This is a genomic window from Stenotrophomonas sp. YJH_SMC_64 (assembly GCF_059371375.1).
On the sequence record NZ_JCAFUN010000005.1, the window covers coordinates 1 to 17977 of the forward strand.

General features: G+C 63.3%; 30 protein-coding genes. 29 read left to right on the top strand and 1 reads right to left on the bottom strand.

Annotated features, from left to right (window positions below):
• From AC5P9L_RS06040 to AC5P9L_RS06180, 29 genes are all read left to right on the top strand, one after another.
• On the top strand, positions 1-199 hold a 199-nt coding region (locus AC5P9L_RS06040; protein WP_495213722.1), incomplete at its 5' end, for an EF-Tu C-terminal domain-related protein.
• 332 nt (positions 200-531) lie between these two features.
• Positions 532-843 (top strand): 30S ribosomal protein S10, encoded by a 312-nt coding sequence (gene rpsJ, locus AC5P9L_RS06045; protein WP_005408208.1) that lies wholly within the window; start codon positions 532-534, stop codon positions 841-843.
• A gap of 11 nt (positions 844-854) precedes the next feature.
• Positions 855-1505, top strand: a complete 651-nt coding sequence (gene rplC, locus AC5P9L_RS06050; protein WP_004145336.1) for a 50S ribosomal protein L3 — start codon at positions 855-857, stop codon at positions 1503-1505.
• Between the two features lie 12 nt (positions 1506-1517).
• Entirely contained in the window at positions 1518-2123 is a 606-nt protein-coding gene (rplD, locus tag AC5P9L_RS06055; RefSeq protein ID WP_004145337.1) for a 50S ribosomal protein L4, read from the top strand.
• A complete protein-coding gene (gene rplW, locus AC5P9L_RS06060) occupies positions 2120-2419 on the top strand; it encodes a 50S ribosomal protein L23 (RefSeq protein ID WP_004145338.1) in 300 nt (99 codons plus the stop codon). The genes rplD and rplW overlap by 4 nt, the downstream gene beginning before the upstream one ends.
• Positions 2420-2429: 10 nt before the next feature.
• The gene (rplB, locus tag AC5P9L_RS06065; RefSeq protein WP_004145339.1) at positions 2430-3257 is read left to right on the top strand and encodes a 50S ribosomal protein L2; all 828 of its coding nucleotides are present in this window, start codon (positions 2430-2432) and stop codon (positions 3255-3257) included.
• A 6-nt stretch (positions 3258-3263) separates the two neighbouring features.
• Positions 3264-3533, top strand: coding sequence for a 30S ribosomal protein S19 (rpsS, locus tag AC5P9L_RS06070; RefSeq protein WP_004154485.1), 270 nt, complete (start codon positions 3264-3266; stop codon positions 3531-3533).
• Positions 3534-3545: 12 nt separating this feature from the next.
• Complete coding sequence (rplV, locus tag AC5P9L_RS06075) at positions 3546-3881, top strand: 50S ribosomal protein L22 (protein WP_004145348.1); 336 nt, start codon at positions 3546-3548, stop codon at positions 3879-3881.
• Between the two features lie 18 nt (positions 3882-3899).
• The gene (gene rpsC / locus AC5P9L_RS06080; RefSeq protein ID WP_004145350.1) at positions 3900-4634 is read left to right on the top strand and encodes a 30S ribosomal protein S3; all 735 of its coding nucleotides are present in this window, start codon (positions 3900-3902) and stop codon (positions 4632-4634) included.
• Between the two features lie 5 nt (positions 4635-4639).
• Positions 4640-5053, top strand: a complete 414-nt coding sequence (gene rplP, locus AC5P9L_RS06085) for a 50S ribosomal protein L16 (RefSeq protein WP_004154486.1) — start codon at positions 4640-4642, stop codon at positions 5051-5053.
• A complete protein-coding gene (gene rpmC, locus AC5P9L_RS06090; protein ID WP_004154487.1) occupies positions 5053-5238 on the top strand; it encodes a 50S ribosomal protein L29 in 186 nt (61 codons plus the stop codon). The genes rplP and rpmC overlap by 1 nt, the downstream gene beginning before the upstream one ends.
• Before the next feature lie 11 nt (positions 5239-5249).
• Positions 5250-5519 carry a 30S ribosomal protein S17 gene (gene rpsQ / locus AC5P9L_RS06095; RefSeq protein ID WP_004154489.1) on the top strand — a complete coding sequence of 90 codons (270 nt, stop codon included), beginning with the start codon at positions 5250-5252 and terminating at the stop codon, positions 5517-5519.
• An 11-nt stretch (positions 5520-5530) separates the two neighbouring features.
• A complete protein-coding gene (gene rplN, locus AC5P9L_RS06100) occupies positions 5531-5899 on the top strand; it encodes a 50S ribosomal protein L14 (RefSeq protein ID WP_004145357.1) in 369 nt (122 codons plus the stop codon).
• Positions 5900-5915: 16 nt separating this feature from the next.
• Positions 5916-6233: a 50S ribosomal protein L24 gene (gene rplX / locus AC5P9L_RS06105; protein WP_004154490.1), complete on the top strand. Its 318-nt coding sequence runs from the start codon at positions 5916-5918 to the stop codon at positions 6231-6233.
• Positions 6234-6244: 11 nt separating this feature from the next.
• On the top strand, positions 6245-6787 hold the full coding sequence (rplE, locus tag AC5P9L_RS06110; RefSeq protein ID WP_004154491.1) for a 50S ribosomal protein L5: 543 nt from the start codon (positions 6245-6247) through the stop codon (positions 6785-6787).
• Positions 6788-6805: 18 nt separating this feature from the next.
• A complete protein-coding gene (gene rpsN, locus AC5P9L_RS06115; RefSeq protein WP_005408209.1) occupies positions 6806-7111 on the top strand; it encodes a 30S ribosomal protein S14 in 306 nt (101 codons plus the stop codon).
• A gap of 258 nt (positions 7112-7369) precedes the next feature.
• Positions 7370-7768 carry a 30S ribosomal protein S8 gene (gene rpsH / locus AC5P9L_RS06120; RefSeq protein WP_005408210.1) on the top strand — a complete coding sequence of 133 codons (399 nt, stop codon included), beginning with the start codon at positions 7370-7372 and terminating at the stop codon, positions 7766-7768.
• A gap of 18 nt (positions 7769-7786) precedes the next feature.
• A complete protein-coding gene (gene rplF / locus AC5P9L_RS06125; protein WP_005408211.1) occupies positions 7787-8311 on the top strand; it encodes a 50S ribosomal protein L6 in 525 nt (174 codons plus the stop codon).
• Positions 8312-8391: 80 nt separating this feature from the next.
• A complete protein-coding gene (gene rplR / locus AC5P9L_RS06130) occupies positions 8392-8751 on the top strand; it encodes a 50S ribosomal protein L18 (RefSeq protein WP_024957318.1) in 360 nt (119 codons plus the stop codon).
• 161 nt (positions 8752-8912) lie between these two features.
• Positions 8913-9455 (top strand): 30S ribosomal protein S5, encoded by a 543-nt coding sequence (gene rpsE, locus AC5P9L_RS06135; protein WP_005408213.1) that lies wholly within the window; start codon positions 8913-8915, stop codon positions 9453-9455.
• Positions 9448-9639: a 50S ribosomal protein L30 gene (gene rpmD, locus AC5P9L_RS06140; RefSeq protein WP_005408214.1), complete on the top strand. Its 192-nt coding sequence runs from the start codon at positions 9448-9450 to the stop codon at positions 9637-9639. The genes rpsE and rpmD overlap by 8 nt, the downstream gene beginning before the upstream one ends.
• 6 nt (positions 9640-9645) lie before the next feature.
• Positions 9646-10089 carry a 50S ribosomal protein L15 gene (gene rplO, locus AC5P9L_RS06145; protein WP_004154498.1) on the top strand — a complete coding sequence of 148 codons (444 nt, stop codon included), beginning with the start codon at positions 9646-9648 and terminating at the stop codon, positions 10087-10089.
• Positions 10090-10096: 7 nt separating this feature from the next.
• Positions 10097-11464, top strand: a complete 1368-nt coding sequence (gene secY / locus AC5P9L_RS06150; protein ID WP_005408215.1) for a preprotein translocase subunit SecY — start codon at positions 10097-10099, stop codon at positions 11462-11464.
• Between the two features lie 347 nt (positions 11465-11811).
• Positions 11812-12168, top strand: coding sequence for a 30S ribosomal protein S13 (gene rpsM, locus AC5P9L_RS06155; protein ID WP_004154500.1), 357 nt, complete (start codon positions 11812-11814; stop codon positions 12166-12168).
• Between the two features lie 11 nt (positions 12169-12179).
• Positions 12180-12569, top strand: coding sequence for a 30S ribosomal protein S11 (gene rpsK, locus AC5P9L_RS06160; protein WP_004145443.1), 390 nt, complete (start codon positions 12180-12182; stop codon positions 12567-12569).
• A 15-nt stretch (positions 12570-12584) separates the two neighbouring features.
• Positions 12585-13214 carry a 30S ribosomal protein S4 gene (rpsD, locus tag AC5P9L_RS06165; protein WP_004145446.1) on the top strand — a complete coding sequence of 210 codons (630 nt, stop codon included), beginning with the start codon at positions 12585-12587 and terminating at the stop codon, positions 13212-13214.
• 55 nt (positions 13215-13269) lie between these two features.
• A complete protein-coding gene (locus AC5P9L_RS06170; protein ID WP_005408216.1) occupies positions 13270-14268 on the top strand; it encodes a DNA-directed RNA polymerase subunit alpha in 999 nt (332 codons plus the stop codon).
• Positions 14269-14459: 191 nt separating this feature from the next.
• Positions 14460-14843, top strand: coding sequence for a 50S ribosomal protein L17 (gene rplQ / locus AC5P9L_RS06175; RefSeq protein WP_005408217.1), 384 nt, complete (start codon positions 14460-14462; stop codon positions 14841-14843).
• A 241-nt stretch (positions 14844-15084) separates the two neighbouring features.
• A complete protein-coding gene (locus AC5P9L_RS06180; RefSeq protein WP_012479237.1) occupies positions 15085-15591 on the top strand; it encodes a disulfide bond formation protein B in 507 nt (168 codons plus the stop codon).
• A 121-nt stretch (positions 15592-15712) separates the two neighbouring features.
• Here AC5P9L_RS06180 and AC5P9L_RS06185 read toward each other — a convergent pair whose 3' ends face one another.
• Positions 15713-17839 (bottom strand): TonB-dependent receptor, encoded by a 2127-nt coding sequence (locus AC5P9L_RS06185; RefSeq protein WP_227415238.1) that lies wholly within the window; start codon positions 17837-17839, stop codon positions 15713-15715.
• Between the last annotated feature and the right edge of the window lie 138 nt (positions 17840-17977).

Sequence of the window (17977 nt, forward strand, 5' to 3'; positions counted from 1 at the left end):
GCAGTTCTACTTCCGCACCACCGACATCACCGGCGCAGCTGCTCTGCCGGAAGGCGTCGAAATGGTGATGCCGGGTGACAACGTCAAGATGGTCGTCACCCTGATCAACCCGGTGGCAATGGACGAAGGCCTGCGCTTCGCTATCCGCGAAGGCGGCCGTACCGTCGGCGCCGGCGTGGTCTCGAAGATCATCGAGTAATCTGGTAGTATCTGCGCCCCGATGTTGCCTGGGTAGGGCATCGGGGCGTATCAAATGGGAAAGCAGGCACAGGATGTGCCTTGTGTTCCCCGGACCAGGAAGGGTCAATGCCATTCAGGCGGCGTCAACAGGCGACTGTTGACAGCTGCCTTGCGTGCCATTATGCTTCTACGTCTGGGCAGGCCGGGAAACTGGTCTGCCTACGTTTTTGAGGTCTATGGATTGACCTTGGCGGCCTGCAGGAGTGCGGGCCGTCCGTATTCAGGAATTTCATGGGGCAAAGCAACCCAGAGGCTTTGTCTGTCGCTCTTTTAACGAAGGAACCTACCGCCATGGCGGACCAAAAGATCCGGATCCGGCTGAAAGCGTTCGATCATCGTCTGATCGACCGTTCGGCCAGCGAGATCGTTGAAACGGCAAAGCGGACCGGCGCGCAAGTGCGTGGCCCGATCCCGCTGCCGACCAAGATCGAGCGTTACACCGTTCTCGTTTCCCCGCACGTCGACAAGGACGCGCGTGACCAGTACGAGACCCGCACGCACAAGCGCGTGCTCGATATCGTTGACCCGAATGACAAGACCGTGGACGCGCTGATGAAGCTCGAACTGGCTGCCGGCGTCGACGTTCAGATCAAGCTGACCTGAGGACTACGACCATGACGAAGAAGTATTCGTTGGGCTTCGTGGGCCGCAAGGCTGGCATGAGCCGCGTGTTCACTGAAGATGGCCGCTCCATCCCGGTGACCCTGATCGAAGCAACCCCGAACCGCATCGCGCAGATCAAGACCGTCGAAACCGACGGCTACAGCGCCGTGCAGGTGACCGTCGGCGCGCGTCGCGCTGCCCTGGTCAACAAGCCGGAAGCCGGCCACTTCGCCAAGGCGAAGGTGGAAGCGGGTCGTGGCCTGTGGGAATTCCGCGTTGAAGACGCGCAGCTCGGCGATTTCGCCGTGGGCGGCGAAGTCAAGGCGGACATCTTCGAAGTCGGCCAGATCGTCGACGTCCAGGGTGTCACCAAGGGTAAGGGCTTCCAGGGCACCATCAAGCGCCACAACTTCCGTATGGGCGATGCAACCCACGGTAACTCGCTGTCGCATCGCGCGCCGGGTTCGCTGGGTCAGCGCCAGACCCCGGGTCGCGTTTTCCCGGGCAAGAAGATGTCGGGCCACATGGGCGCGGTGCAGCAGAGCACCCAGAACCTGGAAGTGGTCAAGGTCGACGTCGAGCGCGGTCTGATCGCCGTTCGCGGCGCCGTTCCGGGCGCGGCGGGTGGCGACGTGATCGTCCGTCCGGCGAGCAAGGCATAAGGAGAGATGACGATGGAACTCGTTATCACGGGTAGCAACAACAAGGTCTCGGTCTCCGACGCCGTGTTCGGTCGCGATTTCAGCGAAGATCTGGTCCACCAGGTCGTCGTTGCCTACCGCAACGCCGGTCGCGCCGGCACCAAGGCACAGAAGACTCGCTCCGAAGTGGCTGGTACCACCAAGAAGTCGAAGAAGCAGAAGGGCGGCGGCGCGCGTCATGGCGCACTGACGGCTCCGATCTTCGTCGGCGGCGGTGTCACCTTCGCGGCCAAGCCGCGCAGCTTCGAGCAGAAGGTCAATCGTAAGCAGTACCGTGCCGCCATGTGCGCGATCCTGTCCGAGCTGAACCGTCAGGGCCGTCTGACCATCGTGGAGTCCTTCGATGTCGAAGTGACCAACACGAAGGGTCTGATCGCCAAGCTGGCCGGCCTGGAAGTGGGCAAGCGCCCGCTGATCGTCACCGAAGAAGCGTCCGAGCACCTGTACCTGTCCGCCCGCAATCTGCCGTACGTGCAGGTGCGTGACGTCCAGGGTCTGGATCCGGTCTCGCTGGTGGGTGCCGACACGGTCGTCATCACCGCTGACGCGGTCAAGAAGGTCGAGGAGTGGCTGGCATGAACAGCAACGAAAAAATCTTCAGCGTGCTGCGTGCCCCGCGTGTCTCCGAAAAGACCGCGCGCCTGCAGGAACTCTCCAACCAGTATGTCTTCGAAGTTTCGAACGAAGCCACCAAGGCCGATGTAAAGGCCGCGGTTGAGCAGCTGTTCGACGTCAAGGTCGAAGCCGTCAACGTGGTCAACGTCAAGGGCAAGAACAAGTCCTTCCGTAACCGTGCTGGCCGCCGCGGCGATTGGCGCAAGGCGTACGTTCGCCTGGCCGATGGCCAGTCGATCGATGTAACGGCCAAGGCCTGAGGTACATCCCATGCCATTGATGAAATTCAAGCCCACTTCCCCCGGCCGCCGTTCGGCCGTGCGCGTGGTCACTCCCGACCTGCACAAGGGTGCTCCGCACGCTGCGCTGGTCGAGTCGCAGAGCCGCTCGGGTGGTCGTAACCACCATGGCCGCATCACCGTGCGTCACGTCGGTGGTGGTGCCAAGCAGCACTACCGCATCATCGACTTCAAGCGCAACAAGCTGGGCATCCCGGCGCGCGTGGAACGCATCGAATACGATCCGAACCGCACCGCGCACATCGCTCTGCTGTGCTACGTCGACGGTGAGCGTCGCTACATCATCGCCCCGAAGGGCCTGAAGGCCGGTGATCAGGTGATCGCTGGTTCGGATGCCCCGATCAAGGCTGGCAACACCCTGCCGCTGCGCAACATCCCGGTCGGCACCACCATCCACTGCATCGAACTGAAGCCGGGCAAGGGCGCTCAGATCGCTCGCGCCGCTGGTGCGGCCGTGCAGCTGGTGGCTCGCGAAGGCATCTACGCCACCCTGCGCCTGCGCTCGGGTGAAATGCGTAAGGTTCCGGTCGAGTGCTGCGCCACCATCGGCGAAGTCGGCAACGACGAGCACAGCCTGGAAAAGCTGGGCAAGGCCGGTGCCAAGCGTTGGCGCGGCGTCCGCCCGACCGTTCGTGGTGCTGCCATGAACCCGGTTGACCACCCGCACGGTGGTGGTGAGGCGAAGGCCGGCCAGGGTAACCCGCATCCGGTCACCCCGTGGGGTGTCCCGACCAAGGGTTACAAGACGCGCCATAACAAGCGCACTCAGCAGTTCATCGTCCGCGATCGTAGGGGCTAATCGACCATGGCACGTTCACTCAAGAAGGGCCCGTTCGTCGATCACCACCTCGTCAAGAAGGTGGAGGCCGCTGCGGGTAGCAAGAAGCCGATCAAGACCTGGTCGCGCCGTTCGATGATCCTGCCTGACATGGTAGGCGTCACCATTGCCGTGCATAACGGCAAGAACCACATCCCGGTTCTCGTCAACGAGAACATGGTCGGCCACAAGCTCGGCGAATTTGCCATCACCCGGACCTTCAAGGGTCACGGTGGTGACAAGAAGTCGGGCAAGTAAGGAGAGATGACAATGGAAGCGAAAGCCATCCTGCGCACTGCGCGCATCTCCCCGCAGAAGGCTCGTCTGGTCGCTGACCAGGTGCGCGGTCTGCCGGCCGAGCGTGCGGTCAACCTGCTGAAGTTCTCGGACAAGAAGGCTGCCCACCTGATCAAGAAGGTGGTGGAGTCGGCTATTGCCAACGCCGAGAACAACCAGGGCGCCGACGTCGACGAGCTGAAGGTTCAGACCATCATGGTTGATGAAGGTCCGACCCTGAAGCGTTTCATGGCGCGGGCGAAAGGCCGCGGTACCCGCATCCTCAAGCGCACCAGCCACATCACTGTGGTTGTGGGCGCCGCCAAGTAAGCGGATAAGGAAAAGACCATGGGTCATAAAGTTCATCCGATTGGTATCCGCCTCGGCATTTCCAAGGACTGGAACTCCAAGTGGTACGCCAACAAGGCCGAGTTCGCTGGTTACCTGGCAGCCGACCTGAAAGTGCGCGAAATGCTGCGCAAGAAGCTGGCTCAGGCCGGCATCAGCAAGATCCTGATCGAGCGTCCGGCCAAGACCGCTCGCGTGACGATCCACACCGCCCGTCCGGGCGTGGTGATCGGCAAGCGCGGTGAGGACATCGAGAAGCTGCGCAAGGAAGTGAGCGAGATGATGGGCGTCCCGGCGCACATCAACGTCACCGAAGTGCGCAAGCCGGAACTGGACGCGCAGCTCGTTGCCGAGTCGATCGCCCAGCAGCTGGAGCGTCGCATCATGTTCCGCCGCGCAATGAAGCGCTCGGTCGGCAACGCGATGCGCCTGGGTGCCCTGGGCATCAAGGTCAACGTGGGTGGCCGCCTCAACGGTGCAGAAATCGCCCGTTCGGAGTGGTACCGCGAAGGCCGCGTGCCGCTGCACACCCTGCGTGCCGACATCGACTATGGCTTCGCTGAAGCCAAGACGACCTACGGCATCATCGGCATCAAGGTCTGGATCTACAAGGGCGAGGTCTTCGATTTCTCCCAGGTTGGCCAGGAAAAGCAGGACGACACCCCGTCGCGCAACGATCGTCACGATCGCGGCGACCGTGGTGACCGTCAGCGCCCGGCCCGTGAAGCGAGGTAACGACAATGTTGCAACCCAAGCGAACCAAGTACCGCAAGGTACACAAGGGCCGTAACGATGGCCTGAGCTGGAGCGCCAACGCTGTCAGCTTCGGCGAATACGGCCTGAAGGCAACCGCACACGGTCAGCTGACCGCGCGTCAGATCGAAGCGGCCCGCCGCTCGATCAGCCGCTACGTCAAGCGCGGCGGCAAGATGTGGATCCGCGTGTTCCCCGACAAGCCCATCACCAAGAAGCCCATCGAAGTCCGAATGGGTTCTGGTAAGGGTAACGTGGAATACTGGGTGGCCCAGATCCAGCCCGGCCGCATGATCTATGAAATCGAGGGTGTTTCCGAGGAAGTGGCTCGCGAGGCGTTCCGCCTGGCCGCCGCCAAGCTCTCGGTCACCACCACTTTCGTGACCCGTACGGTGCGCTGATGGATATCAAAACTCTCCGTGAAAAGTCGGCTGACGAACTCAAGGCCCACCTGATCGACCTGCGTAAGGAACAGTTCTCTGTCCGTATGCAGCAGGTCACCGGCCAGCTGCCGAAGACCCACGACATTCGCCGGGTCCGTCGCGAGATTGCTCGCGTCAAGACCCTGCTCGGCAGCACGAAGTAAGGATGGCCGCTATGAGCGACAATACTGAAAAGAAGACGCTGCGCACGGTCGAAGGCCGTGTCGTCAGCAACAAGATGGACAAGACGGTTACCGTCCTGGTTGAGCGTCAGGTCAAGCACGCGCTGTACGGCAAGTACATCAAGCGCTCGACGAAGCTGCACGCCCACGATGCCGACAACGCCTGCAAGGAAGGCGATGTCGTCCGCGTGACCGAGATTGCTCCGATGTCCAAGACCAAGAACTGGCGCGTGGTGGAAGTCATCACGCGCGCGGCTGAATAAGGAGCTGAATCATGATCCAGATGCAGAGCTACCTTGACGTCGCGGACAATTCGGGTGCCAAGCAGGTGATGTGCTTCAAGGTGCTGGGTGGTTCCAAGCGCCGTTACGCCGGCATCGGCGACATCATCAAGGTCACCGTGAAGGATGCGATTCCGCGCGGCAAGGTCAAGAAGGGTGAAGTGTATGACGCCGTCGTGGTGCGTACCCGCAAGGGTGTGCGTCGCGCCGACGGCTCGCTGATCCGCTTCGACGGCAACGCTGCCGTTCTGCTGAACAGCAAGCAGGAGCCGATCGGTACCCGTATCTTCGGGCCGGTGACCCGTGAACTTCGTTCGGAGAAGTTCATGAAGATCGTCTCGCTCGCTCCCGAAGTGCTGTGAGCGACAGGAGATAATCATGGCTAACCGTATCAAGAAGGGCGACCAGGTTGTCGTCAACGCTGGCAAGGACAAGGGCAAGCAGGGCGAAGTCGTCCGCGTCGACGGCGACCGTGTGGTCGTCGCCAACGTGAACATCGTCAAGCGCCACACCAAGCCGAACCCGCAGGCAGGTGTTGCCGGCGGCGTGGTCGAGCGCGAAGCTTCGATCCATATCTCCAACGTGAATGTTCTGAACCCGGCTTCGGGCAAGGGCGAACGCGTTGGCTTCAAGGTGCTGGAGGATGGACGCAAACTGCGTGTGTTCCGCTCCAGCGGTGAGGCGCTCGACGCCTGAGGAATGAGAAGATGAGTTCCCGTCTCGAAAAGTTCTACAAGGACGAAGTGGTGCCGGCGCTGATGAAGCAGTTCGGCTACACCAATCCGATGGAAGTGCCGAAGCTGGTCAAGGTCACCCTGAACATGGGTGTCGGCGAAGCGGCCACCAACAAGAAGATCCTGGAAAACGCCGTCGGCGACATGACCAAGATTTCCGGCCAGAAGCCGGTTGTCACCAAGTCGCGTGTGTCGGTTGCGTCGTTCAAGATCCGCGATGGTTGGCCGATCGGCTGCAAGACCACGCTGCGTCGCCACAAGATGTACGAGTTCCTGGATCGCCTGATCAACATCTCGCTGCCGCGCGTGCGCGACTTCCGTGGTGTTTCCGGTCGTTCCTTCGACGGCCGCGGCAACTTCAACATGGGTGTGAAGGAGCAGATCATCTTCCCGGAAATCGACTTCGACGCCGTCGACGCGATCCGCGGTATGGATATCGCCATCACCACCACTGCGAAGACCGACGCGGAAGCGAAGGCGCTGCTGGCAGCGTTCAAGTTCCCGTTCCGTAACTGATCTGTCGAGGAAACCGAAATGGCAAAGACCTCCATGGTCAACCGCGACATCAAGCGGGAAAAGCTGGCAAAGAAGTACGCTGAAAAGCGTGCAGCTCTGAAGAAGATCGTGTCCTCCGTGGACGCGACCTACGAAGAGAAGATCGACGCCGCAACCAAGCTGGCCAAGCTGCCGCGCGATTCGTCGCCGAGCCGCCAGCGCAACCGTTGCGAGCTGTCGGGTCGTCCGCGTGGCGTCTACAGCAAGTTCGGCCTGGGCCGTAACAAGCTGCGTGAAGCCACCATGCGTGGCGACGTCCCGGGTCTGCGCAAGGCCAGCTGGTAATCCCAGCCGGCCCTGCGATCAGGAGCCCCTTCGGGGGTTCCTGAACCGGGCAGGGGAGGCATTCAGCTTTCCCGGCGCAAAAAAACCGAAGAGCCCGGCGCAAGCCGGGCTCTTTTGGCGTATACTCCCGCGTCTTGCCCTGTGCAGACGGGGTTGTAGGAGTGGGCTTCCGGCCCACTGCAACAAGGGACCTGGCCCGTTTCCAGGAGACAACAGATTTTCGCGAAAGCGGATATCGGTGCACTCAAAGGTACTCATATGAGCATGACTGATCCCATCGCCGACCTGCTGGTCCGCATCAAGAATGCGGCCGCGGTTGGCAAGCAGACGGTGAAAGCCCCGTCGTCCAAGATCAAGGTTGCGATTGCCCAGGTCCTGAAGGACGAGGGTTACATCACCGACCTGCGCGTGACCCAGCTGGAAAACAACAAGTCCGAGCTGGAAATCGTGCTGAAGTATTTCGAAGGCAAGCCGGTCATCGCGACCCTGAAGCGCTTCTCGCGTTCGGGCCTGCGCCAGTACCGCGGCAAGAGCGAGCTGCCGAAGGTCATGAACGGCCTGGGTATCTCCATCATTTCCACCTCCAAGGGCATCATGACTGATGCGCAGGCGCGCCAGCTGGGCGTCGGCGGCGAAGTCCTGTGCTTCGTGGCCTAAGGCGAAAGGAGTAGAACTATGTCCCGCGTAGCCAAGAAGCCGATCGACCTGGGTAAGGTTGAACTGAACGTCCAGTCGGACAGCGTCACCGCCAAGGGCCCGAAGGGCACCCTGTCGCTGGCCAAGCCGGCCGGTATTGCCATCAACGTCGACAACGGCGTTGCCACCCTGAGCACCGAGAACGCTGACCTGGTCGCACTGACCGGTACCGTGCGTGCGATCCTGTCCAACATGGTCAAGGGCGTGTCCGAAGGCTTCGAGCGCAAGCTGGAGCTGGTCGGCGTGGGTTACCGCGCTGCCATGCAGGGCAAGGACCTGAGCCTGTCGCTGGGCTTCTCGCATCCGGTCGTGTTCGTGGCGCCGGAAGGCATCACCCTGTCGACCCCGACCCAGACCGAGATCCTGGTCCAGGGCGCTGACAAGCAGGTCGTCGGTGAAGTTGCCGCCAAGATCCGTGCGTTCCGCAAGCCGGAGCCGTACAAGGGCAAGGGCGTGAAGTACTCCGACGAAGTCATCATCCGTAAGGAAGCCAAGAAGGCATAAGCGCGAGTCCCTCGCAAGAGCCCGCACATCCCTGTGCGGACTTCTCAGGGAAAAGCTCTTCCTTCAGCTTTCAAGGAATAATCAAAATGAACAAGAACATCGCCCGCCTGCGTCGCGCCAAGTCGACCCGCGCCCACATCCGTGAGCTCGGCGTCGCCCGCCTGTCGGTGCTGCGCACCGGCCAGCACCTGTACGCCCAGGTCTTCACCGCCGACGGTTCCAAGGTGCTGGCTGCCGCCAACACCACCCAGACCGACGTCATGGAAGGCCTGAAGAACGGCAAGAACGCCGATGCCGCCGCCAAGGTTGGCCGCATCGTCGCCGAGCGCGCCAAGGCCGCCGGCGTCGAGAAGGTTGCCTTCGATCGTTCGGGCTACCGCTACCACGGCCGCATCAAGGCCCTGGCAGAAGCGGCCCGCGAAGCCGGCCTGCAGTTCTAAGGGACAAGGGCAGGGGGCCATTGGCCTCCTGCCTGCCTGCTCGCCAGCCTGAGTGAGGCTGGACGGCGCCGCTCTTCTGCAGCGGCCCACCGGAACGCCGCGTCACGCCACAACCATAAGCGGCTTCGAGCCGTACATACCCAAACAACCAAGGAATCAACATGGCAGAAGAGCGTCAGCAGCGGGGTCGCGATCGCGACCGTAACCGCGAAGAGAAGATCGACGACGGCATGATCGAAAAGCTGGTCGCGGTCAACCGCGTCAGCAAGACCGTCAAGGGTGGCCGCCAGTTCACCTTCACCGCCCTGACCGTTGTCGGCGACGGCGAAGGCAAGGTCGGTTTCGGTTATGGCAAGGCACGCGAAGTGCCGGTCGCCATCCAGAAGTCGATGGAACAGGCCCGCAAGAACCTGGTCAGCGTTGACCTGAACAACGGCACCCTGTGGCACACCATCAAGGATGGTCACGGCGCAGCCCGCGTGTTCATGCAGCCGGCTTCGGAAGGTACCGGCGTCATCGCCGGCGGTGCCATGCGCGCCGTGCTGGAAGCGGTTGGCGTGAAGAACGTGCTGGCCAAGGCCACCGGTTCGCGCAACCCGATCAATCTGGTGCGTGCCACCGTGAAGGGCCTGTCTGCTGCGCAGTCGCCGGCCCGCATCGCGGCCAAGCGCGGCAAGAAGGTGGAGGAACTCAACCATGGCTAATGAGTCCAACAAGACTGTCAAGGTCCGCCTGGTGCGTGGCCTGCGTGGCACCCAGTCGCGTCACCGCCTGTCGGTGCGTGCCCTGGGCCTGAACAAGCTCAACGATGTGCGTGAACTGAAGGACAGCCCGCAGGTGCGCGGCCTGATCAACAAGGTTCAGTACCTCGTCCAGGTTGAGGAGTAATCGACCATGACTCTGCGTCTCAATGAACTGAGCCCGGCACCGGGCGCCCGCACCGAGCGTACCCGCGTCGGTCGCGGTATCGGCTCGGGCCTGGGCAAGACTGCCGGCCGCGGCCACAAGGGTTCGTTCGCCCGCAAGGGTGGCGGCAAGATCAAGGCTGGCTTCGAAGGCGGCCAGACCCCCATGCAGCGTCGTCTGCCGAAGATCGGCTTCCGTTCGCCGATCGCCAAGGACACCGCTGAAGTGCTGCTGTACGCGCTGGACAAGCTGCCGGCCGGTGAGATCGACTTCGCCGCCCTGCGTGCTGCCAAGCTGGTCCCGAGCACTGCCAAGAAGGCCAAGGTCGTCGTCAAGGGCGAAGTGACCAAGGCGTTCACCCTGAAGGGTATTGCTGCCACGGCAGGTGCCAAGGCCGCGATCGAAGCTGCCGGCGGCAGCGTAACGGAGTAAGAAAATCATGGCGCAAGCTGGCATCGGTAACCTCGCGGGCGGAATGGGCAAGTTCACTGAACTTCGCCAACGTTTGCTGTTCGTCGTCGGGGCTTTGATCGTCTATCGCATCGGCTGCTACGTGCCGGTGCCGGGCGTCAATCCCGATGCCATGCTTGCCATGATGCAACAGCAGGGCGGCGGCATCGTGGACATGTTCAACATGTTCTCGGGCGGCGCCCTGCACCGTTTCAGCATCTTCGCGCTGAACGTGATGCCGTACATCTCGGCATCGATCGTGATGCAGCTGGCCGTGCACATCTTCCCCGCCCTGAAGGCGATGCAGAAGGAAGGTGAGTCCGGCCGCCGCAAGATCACCCAGTATTCGCGCATCGGCGCCGTGCTGCTGGCAGTGGTGCAGGGCGGCTCGATCGCGCTGGCCCTGCAGGGCCAGGTCTCGCCGTCGGGCGCTCCGGTCGTGTACGCGCCGGGCATGGGCTTCGTGCTCACCGCCGTGGTCGCGCTGACCGCCGGCACCATGTTCCTGATGTGGGTCGGTGAGCAGGTCACCGAGCGCGGCATCGGCAACGGCGTGTCGCTGATCATCTTCGCCGGTATCGTCGCAGGCCTGCCGGGTGCGATCATCCACACCTTCGACGCCTACCGCGACGGCAACATCCAGTTCATCCAGCTGCTGCTGATCGCCATCGTCGTGCTCGCCTTCACCTTCTTCGTGGTGTTCGTCGAGCGTGGCCAGCGCCGGATCACGGTCAACTACGCGCGCCGCCAGGGCGGTCGCAACGCGTACATGAACCAGACCTCGTTCCTGCCGCTGAAGCTCAACATGGCCGGCGTCATCCCGGCGATCTTCGCCTCGAGCCTGCTGGCCTTCCCGGCCACCCTGGCCATGTGGTCCGGCCAGGCTGCCAACCAGAGCAGCTTCGGCCAGGTCCTGCAGAAGGTCGCCAATGCCCTCGGCCCGGGCGAGCCGCTGCACATGATCGTGTTCGCTGCGCTGATCACCGGTTTCGCGTTCTTCTATACCGCGCTGGTGTTCAACTCGCAGGAAACCGCCGACAACCTGAAGAAGTCGGGCGCGCTGATTCCGGGCATCCGTCCGGGCAAGGCCACCGCCGATTACATCGACGGCGTGCTGACCCGCCTGACCGCAGCCGGCTCGGCCTACCTGGTGATCGTCTGCCTGCTGCCGGAACTGATGCGCACGCAGCTGAACGCCTCGTTCTACTTCGGTGGTACTTCGCTGCTGATCGTGGTGGTGGTGGTGATGGACTTCATCGCCCAGGTGCAGGCGCACCTGATGTCCCACCAGTACGAGAGCCTGCTGAAGAAGGCCAACCTGAAGGGCGGCAACCGCGGCGGTTTTGCCCGCGGCTGATTGGCCTGTTATACTTTCGTCTTCCTGACGTGATGGTCCCTCCGCTTCGCGGACTCCGGCCACACAAACGAAGGGCGGCCCCCGCAGCGGTTCCGGGTGGGGGTGTGATGAGGTGGTCCCGCGCTGGAGTAGCGCGGGCGGCCCCGGGGGAAACCCCAGGTCCAACCCCATCCGGCGCCGGAGCCTGGGCACACTCCCCAGGCCGGGTTCATGAAACCAATGGTTTCACGGGCTTCCATGTAAACCGGAACCTTGTTAGTATCGCTAGTTCACTTTTTTGATCCATCCTGCCGGATTGGCGTGCCCGAGGCGCGCTGTCGGCCATCACTCAGCTGGAGAACCGCGTCATGGCGCGTATTGCAGGCGTCAACCTGCCAGCCCAGAAGCATGTCTGGGTCGGGTTGCAAAGCATTTACGGCATCGGCCGTACCCGTTCGAAGAAGGTCTGCGAAGTCGCAGGCGTTGCTTCGACCACCAAGATCCGCGATCTGTCGGAGCCGGAAATCGAGCGCCTGCGCGCCGAAGTCGGCAAGTACATCGTGGAAGGCGATCTGCGCCGTGAGATCGGCATCGCGATCAAGCGCCTGATGGACCTGGGCTGCTACCGCGGCCTGCGTCACCGTCGTGGCCTCCCGCTGCGTGGCCAGCGCACCCGTACCAACGCCCGCACCCGCAAGGGTCCGCGCAAGGCGATCAAGAAGTAAGGGACTGAGAAATGGCTAAGCCCGCTGCTAAGACCAAGAAGAAGATCAAGCGCGTCGTCACCGACGGCGTTGCCCACGTCCACGCTTCGTTCAACAACACCATCGTCACCATCACCGACCGCCAGGGCAACGCTCTGTCGTGGGCGACCTCCGGTGGCGCTGGTTTCCGCGGTTCGCGCAAGTCGACCCCGTTCGCTGCCCAGGTGGCCGCTGAAAAGGCCGGTCGTGCTGCGCTGGACTACGGCGTGAAGTCGCTGGAAGTCCGCATCAAGGGCCCGGGTCCGGGCCGTGAGTCGGCCGTGCGTTCGTTGAACAACGTCGGCTACAAGATCACCAACATCATCGACGTGACGCCTATCCCGCACAACGGGTGCCGTCCGCCGAAGAAGCGTCGCGTCTAAAGGGAGCGATAAGAAATGGCTCGTTATATCGGTCCTACCTGTAAGCTCGCCCGTCGCGAAGGCGCCGACCTGTCCCTGAAGAGCCCGGCGCGTGCGCTGGACTCGAAGTGCAAGCTGGAGCAGAAGCCCGGCCAGCACGGCGCCACTGCCCGCAAGGGCAAGCTGTCCGACTACGCCACCCAGCTGCGTGAAAAGCAGAAGGTCAAGCGTATCTACGGCCTGCTGGAGCGTCAGTTCCGCAACTACTACAAGAAGGCCTCGACCAAGAAGGGCAACACCGGCGAGAACCTGCTGCAGCTGCTGGAAACCCGCCTGGACAACGTCGTCTACCGCATGGGCTTCGCTGTGACCCGTCCGGCTGCCCGTCAGCTGGTGTCGCACCGCGGCGTCACCGTGAATGGCAAGTCGGTCAACCTGGCTTCGTACCAGGTCAAGGCTGGCGACGCCATCGCTCTGTCTGAAAAGGCTGCCAAGCAGCTGCGCGTCCAGGAAGCCCTGACCGTCGCCGCCCAGCATGACCTGAGCCCGTCGTGGGTTGAAGTGGATTCCGGCAAGTTCACCGGCATCTTCAAGGCTGTTCCGGATCGTTCGGATCTGCCTGCGGACATCAACGAAGCGCTGATCGTCGAGCTGTATTCGAAGTAATTCACATTGGAGAGCCCCCGGCGACGGCCGGGGGTTCACTAGGAGAACCCGCAACATGACGGTTACCGCCAACCAGGTTCTGCGTCCTCGCGGTCCGCAGATCGAACGCCTTACCGACACTCGTGCAAAGGTCGTTATCGAACCTTTGGAGCGGGGTTACGGGCATACGCTGGGTAATGCCCTGCGTCGCGTGCTGCTGTCGTCCATCCCGGGCTTCGCCATCACGGAAGTCGAAATCGACGGCGTGTTGCATGAGTACACCACGGTCGAAGGTCTGCAGGAGGACGTGCTCGAAGTCCTGCTGAACCTCAAGGACGTGGCCATCCGTATGCACTCCGGCGACAGCGCCACCCTGTCCCTGTCCAAGCAGGGCCCGGGCGTTGTCACCGCTGCCGACATCAAGGTCGACCACAATGTGGAGATCCTGAACGGCGACCATGTGATCTGCCACCTGACCAAGGACACGGCAATCAACATGCGTCTGAAGATCGAACGTGGTTTCGGCTACCAGCCGGCTGCCGCGCGTCGTCGTCCGGACGAAGAAACCCGTGCCATCGGCCGCCTGGTCCTGGATGCCTCGTTCTCGCCGGTCCGCCGCGTCGCCTATGCCGTGGAAGCGGCCCGCGTCGAACAGCGTACCGACCTGGACAAGCTGGTCATCGATATCGAGACCAACGGCACCATCGACGCCGAGGAAGCCGTGCGCACCGCCGCCGACATCCTCAGCGACCAGCTGTCGGTGTTCGGTGACTTCACCCACCGCGACCGCGGTGCGGCCAAGCCGGCCAACAACGGCGTGGATCCGGTGCTGCTGCGCCCGATCGACGATCTGGAGCTGACCGTGCGTTCGGCCAACTGCCTGAAGGCTGAAAGCATCTACTACATCGGCGATCTGATCCAGAAGACCGAAGTGGAGCTGCTGAAGACCCCGAACCTGGGCAAGAAGTCGCTCACCGAGATCAAGGAAGTGCTGGCTCAGCGCGGCCTGTCGCTCGGCATGAAGCTGGAGAACTGGCCGCCGGCCGGTGTCGCCAGCCACGGCATGCTGGGCTGATATCGGTAATGCCTGAAGGCTCCACCGTTCGCGGTGGGGCCTTCAACGCAACACACCATGCCATGACGAACCGCAGGTTCGCGCGGCAGGTCGTCCAGGACGGGCGGCCAGGACCATCCGCAGTCCGCGCAGCAACGCCAGGATGGCGACAACGATCCACACAGCCACATCATTAACCAAGGAATATCACCATGCGTCACCAGAAGTCTGGCCGTAAGTTCAGCCGCACCAGCGCCCACCGCGAAGCGATGTTCAAGAACATGGCCGCCTCGCTGTTCAAGCACGAGCTGATCAAGACCACCCTGCCGAAGGCCAAGGAACTGCGCCGCGTTGCCGAGCCGCTGATCACCCTGGCCAAGGTCGACTCCGTCGCCAACCGCCGTCTGGCCTTCGCCCGCCTGCGCGACAACGAAGCCGTGGGCAACCTGTTCACCATCCTGGGCCCGCGCTACGCGAACCGTCCGGGCGGCTACCTGCGCCTGCTGAAGTGCGGCTTCCGCGCCGGCGACAACGCGCCGATGGCCTACGTCGAGCTGGTTGACCGTCCGGTCGTGGCCGAGGAAGTGGCCGAGTAATCGGACCGCTCCAACGCGACACAGCGAAAGCCCGGCCTCCGCCGGGCTTTTGCGTTTCCAGGGCTCGGATCCCTTTCCGCAGGAAAGGGCCCTGACCCCGGGCAGGCAGCACCGCAGGCCAGAGCCCTTTGCATTCGCACTGGGATCTGACCCGCACCGTTCCGACAGGCGTCACCTGTGGCGGTTCGAATGGCACGCACTCTCGGTTACGCTTGGCGCCTGATCCATTTGAGCGTTGACGATGAATCCACTGCGCTGGCCCTTCCGCGCCCAGTTCTTCCTGGGCTTCCTGATCTGCGCGGGCCTGCTTGGCTACGCGATCTTCCTGCAGTTGAAGATGGGCCTGGAGCCGTGTCCGCTGTGCATCTTCCAGCGCCTGGCCTTTGCCGCGCTCGGCCTGCTGTTCCTGATCGGTGCGCTGCACGGGCCCTCCAACCGCCCGGGACGCGCGACCTATGGCGTGCTGGCGTTCATTGCCGCCGCAGTGGGGGCCGGCATCGCCGCGCGCCACGTCTACGTGCAGATGCTGCCCCCGGAAATGGGTTCCACCTGTGGCCCGCCGCTGGCGTTCCTGAGCGAGACCATGGGGCCGCTGGAAGTATTCCGCACGGTACTGACCGGTACCGGCAACTGCGGCAACATCGACTGGACCTTCCTGGGCCTGACCATGCCGATGTGGTCGGGCGCGTGGTTCGTGCTGCTGGCGTTGTGGGCGCTCGTGGTGTCGCTGGGCAAGGTCAAGCGCTGAAAGCGAAACGGGGTCGCGTCCCTTGGCATCGCAAAGGGCTCTGACCCCAATCGTTGACGCAGGGTAGTGCCGGCCGCTGGCCGGCACACCGTGAGGATGCCGGCCAGCGGCCGGCGCTACCTCAGAAGTCCTGCTGCAGGCTCAGGTAAGCACCTCGGCGCGGTCCCCACTGCGGGGCGAAGACGCCGACACCGCCACCGTCGCGCAGTTGATAGCTGCGATCCAGTGCGTTGATCACGGCCAGTTGGACGTGCAATGGATGGCCGCTGTCGGCATTGAAGTCGTGCCCGGCGCTGAGGTTCACCTGCAGGTACGACGGCAGCTCGCCGCCGTTGGGTACGCCTTCGATGTCCGAACGCAGGCCGCTGCCGAACACGTAGTTGGCGCCGATCCGGTTGTGTCCGGCGAAGGCGTAGCTGAGACCACCCGATGATGTCAGCTTCTGGTCGTGGTCGAGGTGGATCCAGTGGTTGGCCACATAGGCCAGCGCTTCCGGGTCGAGGTTGTACTGGCTGGTGATGACGTCGGTACCGATGGCCTTGTTCAGCGCGGCGTTGAAGTAGGCACTGAACGGACCGTTGCTGTAGTCGGCGCTGAACTCCAGGCCGCGGATGTGGCCACGGCGGTAGTTGAAGGTCGAATAGATGTAGGCAGCGCCGAACTGGCCTTCGTCCTGCAGGCGTGCGACGCGTCGGTCATACGCGTCCAGGCCCAGGGTCAGGTGCTCGCCCAGTTGCTGCGAGACGCCGATGTCGTAGTAGTCGCTGCGCTCGGCCAGCGGCGTGTTGTTGCCGCCGCTGGGCTGCTGGTTGGTGGTGCCGTCGTACAGCGCGATGTCGCTGCTGGCAATCAACTCGCTGGCCGGTGGCGTGAAGTAGCGCGAATAGCCGGCGTGCACGGTGGTGCTGTCGCTGGCATTCCAGACCACGCCCACGCGCGGGCTGAGCTGGCCTTCGGTGCGGCCGAAGGCCTTGTAGCGGTCGCCACGCAGGCCGTAGTTCACGGTCCAGTCGTCGCCGATCTTCCACTCGTCCTGTACGTACAGTGCCAGCGTACTGGCGTGGAACGCGCTGCGGTCGGGGATCAACAGCGGCGTCGTGCCGGACTGCTGGCCGCCGTCATCAACCGGGAACACCCAGCTGTTGCTGTTCGCCCGCGCGTTCTCGTAATTGCCGTACAGGCCATAGCGCAGCGTGTGGTCGTTGCCCAACGGCGTTGAGAAGTCGGCCTGCAGGGTGTTGGCGCGGTTGCTGCGCTGGACCTGCGAGGCGACGCCGCTGAACACCAGGTCGCCCACCACGTCCGGGTTGAACGCCACGTCGCTGTAGCGCTGTCCGGCCGATAGCTGGTACGCGGTGCTGCCCAGCGTGCCCTGCAGCACCAGCATGCCGAAGCGGGTGGTCTCGCGCTGGGTCTCATCCAGCTGGCTGGAGTCGAAGGTGGTGGTGTCCAGATATCCGAACTGTGGCGTCTGGCCCGGGTTGACCGGGATCTGGAAGCGGTTGTTGGCGAAACCGGCGAACACACTCAGGCGGGTGTTGTCGTTGACCAGGTAGGTGAGGTCGGCGAAGGCCTTTCCCTGGTGAGTATCGTCGTGCAGCGGCTTGCGCGAGTTGGTGGGGTTCTCCAGGCCGACCTCATGCTGGTCGTAGTTGCCGGTCAGGAACCAGCTCCAGCGCCCCTGGTTGCCCCACCAGGAGGCGTTCGGATTGATCTTGCCGAACGAGCCGGTGGTCAGCCCCGCGCTGCCGCCATTGCCCAGCTCGGCACCGTTGCGGGTGGTGATGTCGACCACCGCTGCGGTGCGCTCGCCGAACTGCGCCGGCAGTGCGCCGTCCATCAGGCGGATGCTCTTGATGGTGCGCGCGTCCAGGGTCTGGCCGAAGCCGGAGATCGATTCGGGCAGCAGCACGCCGTTGATGCGGTACTGCAGGTTGGCGTGGTCGCCACGCACATGCACGCCGCCATAGGAGTCCTGGACCACGCCAGGGGCCTGCAGCAGTACCTGGCTGAGTGGCGCGGAGGCACCCAGCGGCTGCTTCTGGATGTCCTCGGCGGTGATCTGGTACTGGCTGCTGCCGATGTCCGGCGACAGCGTGTTGCGGGCCTGGTCGAGCCGGGCGTGGACGGTGACCGCATCCAGATCCTTGACGGACGAAGCGGGGGCGTCGGATGCCGAGGCGAAGGCGGGCAGGCTGGCCAGGGCCAGGGCGAAGGTGATGCCGGTAGCGAGGGGCGAGGGCTTCATGGTGGGAGAGGTGGCGGCTGGATGTGGAAGGGGCCGGTCCATGACATTGAAGTGTTACTCCGTAACAAAGCATGCGCCTGTCCCGGGTGGCTGACCATGCAGGATCTGGCCGCTGGCGTCGGCCTTTCTCTGCCGTTC